General features: G+C 70.5%; 7 protein-coding genes. 3 read left to right on the plus strand and 4 right to left on the minus strand.

Annotated features, from left to right (window positions below):
- Positions 1 to 514 precede the first annotated feature (514 nt).
- The 3 genes from G6O54_RS35595 to G6O54_RS35605 all read left to right on the plus strand — a co-directional run bounded on the left by G6O54_RS35595 (position 515) and on the right by G6O54_RS35605 (position 1,816).
- On the plus strand, positions 515 to 970 hold the full coding sequence (locus tag G6O54_RS35595; protein WP_165235333.1) for a YfbO family protein: 456 nt from the start codon (positions 515 to 517) through the stop codon (positions 968 to 970).
- Between the two features lie 67 nt (positions 971 to 1,037).
- Positions 1,038 to 1,436 carry a hypothetical protein gene (locus tag G6O54_RS35600; protein WP_165235336.1) on the plus strand — a complete coding sequence of 133 codons (399 nt, stop codon included), beginning with the start codon at positions 1,038 to 1,040 and terminating at the stop codon, positions 1,434 to 1,436.
- Between the two features lie 68 nt (positions 1,437 to 1,504).
- Positions 1,505 to 1,816, plus strand: coding sequence for a type II toxin-antitoxin system VapC family toxin (locus G6O54_RS35605; RefSeq protein ID WP_250847238.1), 312 nt, complete (start codon positions 1,505 to 1,507; stop codon positions 1,814 to 1,816).
- A gap of 128 nt (positions 1,817 to 1,944) precedes the next feature.
- Here G6O54_RS35605 and G6O54_RS35610 read toward each other — a convergent pair whose 3' ends face one another.
- From G6O54_RS35610 to dnaN, 4 genes are all read right to left on the minus strand, one after another.
- On the minus strand, positions 1,945 to 5,538 hold the full coding sequence (locus tag G6O54_RS35610; RefSeq protein WP_165235339.1) for a DEAD/DEAH box helicase: 3,594 nt from the start codon (positions 5,536 to 5,538) through the stop codon (positions 1,945 to 1,947).
- Between the two features lie 318 nt (positions 5,539 to 5,856).
- Entirely contained in the window at positions 5,857 to 8,400 is a 2,544-nt protein-coding gene (gene gyrB, locus G6O54_RS35615) for a DNA topoisomerase (ATP-hydrolyzing) subunit B (RefSeq protein WP_165235349.1), read from the minus strand.
- Positions 8,401 to 8,623: 223 nt separating this feature from the next.
- Positions 8,624 to 9,085 (minus strand): DciA family protein, encoded by a 462-nt coding sequence (locus G6O54_RS35620; protein ID WP_165235342.1) that lies wholly within the window; start codon positions 9,083 to 9,085, stop codon positions 8,624 to 8,626.
- A gap of 334 nt (positions 9,086 to 9,419) precedes the next feature.
- Positions 9,420 to 10,541 carry a DNA polymerase III subunit beta gene (gene dnaN, locus G6O54_RS35625; protein WP_165235346.1) on the minus strand — a complete coding sequence of 374 codons (1,122 nt, stop codon included), beginning with the start codon at positions 10,539 to 10,541 and terminating at the stop codon, positions 9,420 to 9,422.
- Positions 10,542 to 11,088: the final 547 nt, after the last annotated feature.

The raw sequence follows: 11,088 nt of genomic DNA on the forward strand, positions 1-11,088 counted from the left end.
GGAATGGCTCGCCCTGCTCGACGTGCGACCTCGCTCGACTTCCACTTGTGGGTAAAGCAGAGCTTACCAAGGGGGAGAGCCGGATTTGGCCTCGTCCTGGAGCCCGCGCGCGCTTCCGCCGGATGAGCCTTTCGTAGGGTGCGTCAAGCGGAGCGCAGACGCACCGGACCGCCGGGGCATGGTGGACGAGCGAGCGATCTGAGGTCCCTGTGCCTTGCCCAAATGGGGAATCCTCGCCATCCTGGTGCCGATCCGATCCGGTGCGTCTGCGCTCCGCTTGACGCACCCTACAAAGGACGGTCTCACCCTGAGGAGAGACTCCCTGGGGGGAGGTGAACTGCCCCGCCGCTCATCCGGCGCACGCTTCGGCCGGATGGACCGGTATTCTAAACCCCTCGACGCGGACAGGGGGGAGGCCCCAGGAATGGGCGATGGGGTCCCGATCCGTCGAGTCCACTCGACGACCCGACGGGGCGCCTCGGCCATCATGGGCATCAGGCAAGGGAGAGTTCCGATGGATTCGCAGGCACGCAGGCGGCTCATCGAGAAGGTGCTGGCCATGATGGAAGGGGACGCCGAGCTCCCCGCCGTCTCGCTGGAAGACTTCTTCGACGGCAACACCGACGAGCAATCGATCGGCGTCAACCTGCTCGCCGATCGGCACCCCGGCCTGGCCGAGTTTCGTCGCGTCCTGTTCGACATCCGCGAGCGCCCCGACGTCCAGGGCGTCTTCCTGGAGCTGACCGAGGTCCCCGATCCCGACGACGAGGCGGATGCCGACATCTGGCCGGTGGCCTGCGTGGCCTTCATCGTCACCTCGGCCCCCCTGGACGAGGTCAAGGCGTGGACCGCCCCGCTCCATCCTCGCGACGTGTGCGAAGGCTGGTGCGTCGGGCCGGGCGTCGCGGTGCCGATCCCGGACCCCGGCCTGAGGCCCGGCATGCGACCGGTCCGCGCCTGGCTCCTCTGATCGCCCCCTGCCGCCCTGCGATGCCGCGGAGGCGGATCGCCGGGGCGATGTCTGGTAGGATCGCGGCATGGTGATCCATCTCGATCCCGACCTCGAGGCGGCCCTGACCGACTCGGCCCGACGCCTGGGCATACCCCCGGAAGCCCTGGCGCGGGATGTCCTGCGCGCGCGATTCCTTGGCGGGGCCGCGGCAGCGATCCATCCTGGCGATGAGCGGGAGCGACGGTTGATCCGGGCCGCCAGCGATTGCTGGGTGTCGTTGCCTCATTCCGCCCTGAGCAGCGAAGGGCTCTACGAAGCCTCCGGCGGCGAGGTGATCCTGGCCGACGGCGCCGCCCCTCGCGCCCGGATCGTCCCGTGCGAACCCCCGCGTACCCGCGTCGAGGGCCTGCATGCCGGCGCCTTCCAGGCGGCACCGGACCTGGACGATCCGCTGCCGGATGAGTTCTGGATCGGGCGACCGTGAAACGGCTGCTCGACACTCATGTCTTCATCTGATGGGGTAGCGACCCGGCGCGGCTCTCGACCACGGCTCTGGCGGCCCTCCGCGACCCGGCGAATACGGTCTGGCTCAGCGTCGTCACCGTCTGGGAGATCCTGATCAAGGCCCATCTCGGCAAGTTGAGCGTGCGCCTCCCCCTGGCCGAAATCATCGCCCAGCAGCAAGCCAACGGCGTTCAGATCCTGACCGTCACCCTGCCGCATTCGCTGGCGATGGATGGGTTGCCGCCTATCCACAAGGATCCGTTCGACCGACTGCTGATTGCCCAGGCCATCGCGGAAGGGGCGGAACTGGTCTCGGCGGATCACCTCATCGCCCGGTATCCGGTCCGTCTGCTGTGGTGAGTGGAGGCATCTTCCCTCGTCGCTCGCGGCCATGGCTCGCCCGGTCGCCGGGCGGAGCCGGCTCCCACAAATCTCTTCACTCTCCCTCTCTGTGCCTCCGTGCCTCTGTGGTTGGTTCCCGTCCCGTCTTACGAAAGCAGGAACTCCAGGTCCTCGCGGGTGAGGGTGCTGATCACGCGGTTGTCGGCGTTGAGGATGGCGTCGGCCAGGTCGCGCTTCTTCTGCTGGAGCTCGAGGATCTTCTCCTCGACGGTGTCGCGGCAGATGAGGCGGTAGGCGAAGACGTGCTGGGTCTGGCCGATCCGGTGCGAGCGGTCGATGGCCTGGGCCTCGACGGCGGGGTTCCACCAGGGATCGAGCAGGTAGACGTATTCGGCCGCGGTTAAATTCAGGCCGAGGCCGCCGGCCTTGAGGCTGATCAGGAAGATCGGGCACTCGGCGTCGGTCTGGAACCGCTCCACCTTGGCGGCCCGGTTGCGGGTCCGGCCGTCGAGGTACTCGTAGGTCAGCTTCTCCTGGTCGAGCCGCTCGCGGACGATCGACAGGAAGCTCGTGAACTGGGAGAAGACCAGGACCTTGTGCCCCTCCTCGACGATCTCGGAGATCGACGGGATCAGCATGTCGAGCTTGGCGCTGGGGGCCTCGTTGGCCCCGGGGGCCTCGGTGTTGATCAGCCCCGGGTGGCAGGCCGCCTGGCGGAGCCGCAGCAGGGCCTCGAGGACCTCGATCTTGGAGCGGTTCAGCTCCGCGGTGTCCTTCTTCAGGAGGGCGTCGCGGTAGTGGACCCGCAGCTCCTCGTAGATCTTCCGCTGGGCGGACTCCATGTCGCAGTAGAGGGTCTGCTCGGTCTTGTCCGGCAGGTCCTGCACGACCTGGGCCTTGGTCCGGCGGAGGATGAACGGCTTGAGCGCCTTGGCCAGGAGGACGCGGTCGGTGGCCTCCAGGGCGGTCCCCGCGCCGGCGCCGGCGTACTTCTTGAAGACGGTGTCGCTGCCGAGCATGCCGGGGTTGAGGAACTCCATGATCGACCAGAGCTCGCCGATGTGGTTCTCGATCGGCGTGCCGCTGATCGCCAGCCGGTGCCGGCCCTTGAGCAGGCGGGAGGCCTTGGCGGACTGGCTGTCGGCGTTCTTGATCGCCTGGGCCTCGTCGAGCATCACGTAGTCGAACTCGACGTTCGCCAGCTCGGCGATGTCGGTGCGCAAGGTGCCGTAGGTGGTGACGATCAGGTCGTAGAGCTCGAAGTCCTCGCGGAGGGCGTGGCGGCCGGGGCCGGTGTAGTCGAGCACCTTCAGCCGGGGCGTGAACTTGGCGGCCTCCTGGAGCCAGTTGAAGACCAGGGACCGGGGGACGACCGCCAGGCTCGGGCCCTTGGCCTGGCGGCGATACCGCCGCCGCTGGAGCAGGGCCAGGACCTGGATCGTCTTGCCCAGGCCCATGTCGTCGGCGAGGATGCCGCCGAAGCCGAACCGCTGGAGGTAGTCGAGCCAGCCGAGGCCCTCACGCTGGTACGGCCGGAGCTCGCCGTGGAAGCCCGGCGGCGAGTCCAGCGGGATGACGCCGTCGAACTGGCGGAGGTTCTCGCGGACCCGGGCGAAGGCCTCGTCCACCTTGATCTCGGGCTGGTTGGCCAGCAGCGTGTCGAGGACGCCGGCCTGGCTGGCGTTGAACCGCAGGGCGCCGTTCTCCGCCTGGCCGAGGTCCGCGAGCAGGCCGTACTTCTTCAGCCACTCCTCCGGCAGCATCCCCATCGAGCCGTCGCCGAGCTCGATCATGGACTCGCCCCGGCGGGCGGCGGAGAGGAGCTCCGGCAGGCTGACCTTCTGGCCGCCGTAGTCCATGCCGCCGTCGAGGTCGAACCAGTCGATCCCGGTGGAAAGAGCCAGCTTGAACTCGCCGGCCGGCCGGATCAGCTTCCCCTCGGCCTCGACCCGCCAGCCGGCCTGGACCAGGTCCTTGGTGACCTGCCCCATCCGCTTGGCCGGCAGCTCGAGCGTGCCGGGCTCCAGCCGCGGATCCTTGGCCTCGCGGAAGCCCATCTCGAAGAGCGTGATGTCCGCGGAGCTCTCGGTCGGCGGATGCCGGCGGATCACCAGGTTGTGCTCGGTGGAGACCGCCAGCGGCGTCGTCCGGCCCGCCGGGATGATCGCGCCGTCATAGTCGAACGCGAGCTCCCCCAGCAGCTTGTCGGCGGCGAGCCCCCAGTTCTGCCGCGGGGCGCGGAGCGTCAGGTACGGCCGCGGCCGGGCGTCGATCTCCTCCAGGATCATGGTCTCCACCAGCTCCGCGGCGGGGACCCGCGTCTCCGCGAGGATCCGGCCCAGCATCAGGTCCTGCTGCGGCTCCACGAAGGTGATCTCCTTCTCGTAGCGGAGCCGGACGATCCACGGCATCACCCCCAGGTCGTCGAACCGGGCCGCCCGGCCCACGCCCAGGACCAGCAGGCCGGGGAGCAGCACCAGGGGCTCCGCCAGGTCCATCCGCGCCTCGCCCCGGCGGAGCCCGCCGCGCCACGACCACCGCTTGCCGCCGGCCTCGGTGCGGATGTCCAGGGCGAACCGCCAGGGCTGGCCGTCGTCCCACCGCATCGTCGGCGGGTCGTCCTCGCCCTCGGTCCGCCGGAGCCGCAGCCGCCCCGACTTGGCGAGCCGCTCCACCAGCCCCGCCTGGTCCTTGCGGAGGATGAACCGGCGGATCCCCCGCAGGTCGCTCGCCGACCGCCCCGGTGCCGCCGCCGCCGGGCCCGGGCCGACGACGGGCCCTTGCCCCGGGCCGGCCGCGCCGTTGGGCGCGCCGGCCGGATGGGAGTGCGCGTGGCCGTGGCTCGACGTCCCGTGATGGGCCTCGTCCAGGAGGGCCAGGAGCAGGCGGTCCTCCGGGTCGTACTTCACGTGCGCGGCCCGGGGGGCGTACCACCAGGGGCGGAGCGGGCCCCAGTCGCCGTTGGGCTTCCGCTGGCGGCGGGCCAGGTCGATGACCACCTGGTTGTGGGACTGGGTGGCCGCCACGTCCAGGACGTAGACGAGCAGCCGCTTGGCGTTGCGGTTGACGGGCTTGACCCGCGCCGCGCCGGGGGCGGCCCCCGGGACCGGCCGCGCCTTGCCCCGGGGCGGGGCCATGCCGCCCGGGAACCCGGCGGAGCCGACGATGGCGCCCGGCCCGGCGGGCCCGCGCTGGCGGCCGGCCCGATCCTTGGGCCCTCGCGTCCGCATCGAGCGGCTGGGGGGCGCGGGGAGCCGCTCGCCCCCCATGTGCATGCCGACGACCGGCGGCGGCAGCGGGGGATAGCCGTCGGCCGAGTAGTCCGCCTCGTAGACCGGCTCGCGGTCGCGGTCGCGGTCGCGGTCGCGGTCGCCGGGCTCCTCGCCGCCGGGGATCGCGCCGGGGGCGCCCGCCGGCCGCCGCGGCGGCTCCGGCACCAGCCGGACCGCGAAGCCGGGCGACGTCTGGAGGAACCCGCGCGAGTCCGCCAGCAGGAGCGTCGCCCAGAGGTGCTTGCACGGCTCGCCCTGGGGGCTGAAGTACGGGCACGTGCACGACGCCAGCAGCCGGGCCCCGCGGAGCCGGGCGCGGACCCGGTACTTGGCCGTGCCGCGGACCCGCGCCACCACCTCGTTGGGCTTGGCCGACATCATCGTGACCCGGCCCTTCGAGAAGTAGGACTGGCCCCGCGAGCGGACCGCCTCGCTGAAATTCCGCGCGACCTTCTGGGCTATACCCATTTCCGTCTCTCAACCTGGGACGCCCCGACACCACGGCCCGCGGGCCGTGGTCGTTCGGGCTGACTTCGTCTCGTCTCGTCTCGGAATCTGTCCCACGAGCCCCGCGGCATGGCCCCGGAACCCCCTCCAACTCCCCCTTGGTAAGGGGGAGAGCCGGAATCTCGCTTCCCCCCTTACCAAGGGGGGATTCAGGGGGGTCTCATGAGACAGACACTCGGTCCTCTTTCGTTCCGTTCCGTTTCACGGACGGGGACGGATGTCCCCGGCCCCACCCTCGCTCTGCTTCGCTTCGCTTCGCTCCGCTCCGCCCCGACGCCGTCAGACGTCGAGGTTCTTGACCTCCAGGGCGTGCTTCTCGATGAACTCCCGGCGGGGCTCCACGTCGTCCCCCATCAGGGTCGTGAACAGGTCGTTGGCCGCGGCCACGTCGTCCAGCTTCACCTGGAGGAGGGTCCGCCGCGAGGGGTCCATCGTGGTCTCCCAGAGCTGCTCCGCGTCCATCTCGCCGAGCCCCTTGAAGCGGGTGATTTTGATCCCCTTCTCGCCGATCTTGCGGATCGTGGGCAGCAGGCCGCGGAGGTCCATCAGGTGGGTCGTCTCGCCGTCGCGGTGGAGGTCGAACCGCGGCGGCGGCTCGTCGCCGGTGACCTCATGAGGCGTCAGGACGTCGGCCCGCAGCCCGAACTCGTCCCGGAGCCGCGTCAGGTGCTTGTTCAGCGCCTTGATCTCGTGGAGCTCGATCCGCCGGACCTTCCGCTTGCCTTCGGCGGCGGGGGGGGCCCCGGCCTCGTCGGCGGCGGCCCCGGGCTCGGCGGCGGCGGCTTCGAAGTCGGAGAGGAACTCCAGGCCCTTCTCGTGGCGGTAGGCGTCGCACTCCGCCTCCGACCAGCAGGGGACCTCCGTCCCGCGGTCCTCGATCAGGAACTGGGGGAGCAGGCCGTCCATCTTCGGGTCGGCCGACTTGCCCGCGTAGGCGAGGAAGTCGCGGACCGGCCGGTTGCGGCGGCCGAAGGTCCGCAGGCCGGACTCGACGCCCGCCATCAGGTCCAGCAGCGCCCGGAGCCGATCGCCGCGGATCGCGGCGGGGCCGTGATCGTGGCCGTTGCTCCCGGCGTCGCCGCCGCGATGGCCGTCGCCGTTGGCCGCGGCCGCCCCGGCGGGGACGAGCTCGGCGCCGGCGAGGCCGGTGTCGATGAGGATGGCCGACATCGCCTCCTCGGTCTGGACGTACCGCCGCTCCTTCTTGCTGGAGATCATGTAGAGCGGCGGCTGGGCGACGTAGAGGTGCCCCTCGGCCACCAGCCGCGGCATCTGGCGGTAGAAGAAGGTCATCAGGAGCGTGCGGATGTGCGAGCCGTCGACGTCGGCGTCGCTCATCATCACCACCTTGCCGTAGCGGCGGCGGCCCGGATCCTCCTCCTCGCCGATCCCGTTGCCCACGGCCGTGATGATGTTCCGGACCTCCTCGTTGTTGAGCACCCGGTCGAGCCGGGCCCGCTCCACGTTGAGGATCTTGCCCCGGAGCGGCAGGATCGCCTGGTAGAGCCGGTCGCGGCCCCCCTCGGCCGTGCCGCCGGCGGAGTCGCCCTCGACCAGGAAGAGCTCGCTGGCCTCCTGGTCGCGGGTCGTGCAGTCCATCAGCTTGCCGGGGAGGCCGCCGCCGGAGAGGACCCCCTTGCGGTTCCGGACGAGGTCGCGCGCCTTGCGGGCGGCCTCGCGGGCCTCGGCCGCGAGCTGGGCCTTCTTGACGATGTTCTTGGCCGCCGCCGGGTTGTTCTCCAGGTACTCGGCCAGCTTCTCGTTGACCACCCGGGCGACGATCCCCTCCACCTCGCCGTTGCCGAGCTTGGTCTTGGTCTGGCCCTCGAACTGCGGGTCCGGCACCCGGACGCTGATGATCGCCGTCAGGCCCTCGCGGAAGTCCTCGCCGCTGATCGGCACGTCCTTGCCCTTGGCCGGGCCGGCCGCCTTGGCGTACTGGTTGAGGGTCCGCGTGAGCGCGGCCCGGAACCCGGTGAGGTGGGTGCCCCCCTCGATCGTGTTGATGTTGTTGCAGTACGAGACGACCAGCTCGCTGATCGAGTCGTTGTACTGGAGCGCGACCTCCACCTCGACGTTCCGCTCGTCGTCCCGGCCGCCGAAGACGGCCGGCGACTGGATGGCCGTCTGGGCCCGATTGAGGTAGGCGACGAACTCGCTGAGCCCCTCCGACGAGTAGAACTCCTCGGCCCGGGGCTCCTCGGTCCGCTCGTCGGTCAGGCGGATCCGCACCCCCCGGTTGAGGAAGGAGAGCTCGCGGAGCCTCCGCTCCAGGATGTCGTAGTCGAACTCGATCTTGGGGAAGATCTCGACGTCGGGGAGGAACCGGATCGTCGTGCCGGTCGTCTTGGCCGACCCCTGGACGGCCACCGGCCCGGTCGGGACCCCCCGCTCGTACTCCTGCCGCCAGACCTGGCCGCCGCGGCGGACCTCGGCGTCGAGCCACTCGGAGAGGGCGTTGACCACCGTCACGCCGACGCCGTGGAGGCCGCCGGAGACCTTGTAGGTGTCGTGGTCGAACTTGCCGCCGGCGTGGACCTTGGTCAGCACCACCTCGAGCGCGCTCTTGCCGCTGTCGGGGTGGACGTCCACCGGGATGCCGCGGCCGTCGTCCACGATCGAGGCCGAGCCGTCGGGGTGGAGCGTCACCAGGACGTTCCGGCAGTAGCCGGCCATCGCCTCGTCGATCGAGTTGTCCACGACCTCGTAGACCAGGTGGTGCAGGCCCCGGGTCGTGGTGTCGCCGATGTACATGCCGGGCCGCTTGCGGACCGCCTCGATCCCCTCGAGGACGCGGATGCTCTGCCCGGTGTACTCCGGCATCGCCGGCCCGCCGTCGCCCGCGGGCGGCCCGCCGGCGGCCGCCTCGTCGTTCTTGATGGAATCCGTCACGGCTTCACCTCGTCCTGACTCTGCTCGCCTCGAAAAAGTCGCCTCGCCCGCCCCGCCCGCCGCGAGCCCGGCGACATCCCGCATTCGGGACATCCACGGCGGGGCGTCATCGTTTCGTTCCGCTCTGTTTGATTGCCTTCTTTTGCCGGATTGCTCAGCCCGTCTCATCCCGCTTTTTCTTGCTCGCCCGGGGGGTCCGCCCCCCGCCCCGGTTCGCCTTCGGCCCCGACGGTGCCCGTTTCGGGCCGGGGCCGGCGGGCTTCGACGGCGGCGGCTGCTCGTCCGGCTCCGGCTCCCGCACCGGGCCGACGCGGAAGCGGATGTCGTGGATCGTCGCCCCGGTCGCCCCGGCCCGCAGGGCCGCCAGCAGCTCCCCCTTCCGGAATGCCGCCAACTCCTCAAGGAGCGTCGAATGCGCCACGGTCACGTTGAGGACGCCGCGGCGGACGTCGCCGATCCGCGTCTGCCGACACTGGGGCTCTCCCACCGCTCTGTTCCAGACTTCCTCCAGTTCGCCTAAAGCCTTTAATCTTCCATAACCCCTGGCGGCGAAGAGTTCCCCGAGGACCTCGGAAAGGGGACGCGGGTGACGGCGGCCGGGGTTCGGGTTCGCCATGCGGATTCAGTCCGTCCCCGCCCGGGGAGCGGGGCGAAAGTGGCCCTGGAGGCGGCGTCCGGCGGGCGAGGCCATCCGGGATGGGGTCGGCGGGCCGAGGCGGGCCCGGGTCTTGCGCATCGAGAGCAATCCTTGTACCTTTCTCCTGTCCGGGGCCGGGGACGCCTGCGTTGCGTGGCCATCCGCCGGGACCGCGGCGGATCAGCCCGACTGGGGGGTGGGCAAGGATGCCGGCCCCCCGAATTCTCCCTTCACGGCGATGCTGCGTTTCCTCGCGAGGGGGCAGGGGATTCCCGGCTGCCCTTCCACCCGAATTCCCAAGGTTGATAGAGCCCTAGCGGTCGCGGGTCAGGGGCATGACCACGTACGTGTACTGGTCCTGGGTCTTGAAGACGGCGGCGTTCTTGGAGTCGATCAGCTCTGCGGTCAAAGAGGTTGCGTCGTCCAGGGTCTTGAGGGCGTCGAGCAGGTAGCGGGGATCGAAGGTGATCTCCACCGCCTTGCCGTCGTAGGGGATGGGGAGCTCGACGTGGGAGCTCCCCACGTCGGTGGCCTGGCTGGCCAGCTTCAGGAGCCCGGCGCCGAACTGGAAGTCGACGCCGCGGCTGTCGTTGCTGGTGACGATGGAGGCCTGCTCGACGGCCAGCCGGAGCGGGCCCGCCTCGAGCGGGATGCGGACCTCCACGTTGGCCGGGAAGACGTCCTGATAGCGGGGGAATCGCCCCTCCACCAGCCGGGTGTAGATGACCGCGTCCTCGGTCCGGACCAGCGCCGCGGTCCCCGCCTGGATGGCCAGGTGGACCTGCATGCCGTCATCCGCGAGGTTCCGCTCGATCAGCTTGAGGGCCTTGACCGGGATCACCGGGGTCCCGCCCGGGGCCGGCGGCGCGTTCTCGGCCTCGGCCGGGGCCTGCATGCGTGCAAGCCGGCGGCCGTCGGTCCCGACCATGGCGATCGAGTCCGGCGTCAGTTCCACCAGGACGCCCCCGAGCGCATACCGGGCGTTCTCCATCAGGTCGGTGGCGAAGCTCGTGCGGCGGATCAGCTTCCGGAGGCTGCCCGCGGGCACGACGTGATACCCGGTCGCGGCGAAGTCGGGCGGGTCGGGGAAGAGGCCGGGATCCTGGATCGGGAGGGTGAACTCGGCCCGGGCCCCCCGGACAACCAGGCGGTCGGAGTCGGCGTTCAGCTCGATCTCCTCGTCCCCGCTGGTCCGCAGGATCGAGCCGATCGGCCCGGTGGGGAGGATCACCGCCCCGGGCTCCTCCACCCGGACCCCCAGCACCCGGTGGCGGATCCCGACCTCCAGGTCGGTCCCCATCAGCACCGAGCCCTCTTCCTCGTCCACGATCAGCTTGACGTCCTGGAGGATCGGCTTGGGACTCCGCGCCGGCACGACGCCGCTGACCATGCTGTAGGCGGCGAGCAGGCTGTCGCGGTTGCAGAAGGCCCTCATGCGCTGTCCTCAGACCAATGAAAACGAGGTTGGGATGACTCGCCAGCCTCCGCGGCCCGGAATGTCCGGATCAACGGCCCGGCCGCCGCATGTCGGTGATGACCCTTCGGGGAGGGGATGGCCCACCGCTCCCGCCCGCTCCGCCGGCCGAAGATCCGCCCCTGCATTATACCCGACGACGCCCGCAACGCCCGCGGGATGCCCTGTCGGCCCGCCTGGGCGGACGGCCCGAACTCGATTCGTCACGTCTCGACGACCGGGCCCTGGGAGCGGATTGGTTCGTGGACCCGACTGTCCGGTCTTCACGGCGAACGAAGCGGCGGGATGGACGGGTCGGGGGGTCGCCTCTCTGGTCAGGCCCACTCCCGGCCTTGTGCTCTTCTCTTCTCTAGATTCACGATAAGCAATCTTCACCGTCGCAGCAACAGCAAGGCGGAGCCACGGCCGTGGATATCTCCCGGAAGCTCCAGCCAAGCCAATGATACCAAAGCAGTTAGCCGAAGACAACACCCCCCCTCCGGCGGGGGAAAACTTGTCGACAACCCGG

It is taken from the genome of Aquisphaera insulae (genome assembly GCF_011064615.1).
Classification (GTDB): domain Bacteria; phylum Planctomycetota; class Planctomycetia; order Isosphaerales; family Isosphaeraceae; genus Aquisphaera; species Aquisphaera insulae.

Bases quoted from the DNA above. Each gene is read 5' to 3' on its own strand.
- gyrB (WP_165235349.1), bottom strand. From the start codon at position 8,400: ATGCCGGAGTACACCGGGCAGAGCATCCGCGTCCTCGAGGGGATCGAG.
- G6O54_RS35600 (WP_165235336.1), top strand. From the start codon at position 1,038: ATGGTGATCCATCTCGATCCCGACCTCGAGGCGGCCCTGACCGACTCG.
- G6O54_RS35595 (WP_165235333.1), top strand. From the start codon at position 515: ATGGATTCGCAGGCACGCAGGCGGCTCATCGAGAAGGTGCTGGCCATG.
- G6O54_RS35620 (WP_165235342.1), bottom strand. From the start codon at position 9,085: ATGGCGAACCCGAACCCCGGCCGCCGTCACCCGCGTCCCCTTTCCGAG.
- dnaN (WP_165235346.1), bottom strand. From the start codon at position 10,541: ATGAGGGCCTTCTGCAACCGCGACAGCCTGCTCGCCGCCTACAGCATG.
- G6O54_RS35610 (WP_165235339.1), bottom strand. From the start codon at position 5,538: ATGGGTATAGCCCAGAAGGTCGCGCGGAATTTCAGCGAGGCGGTCCGC.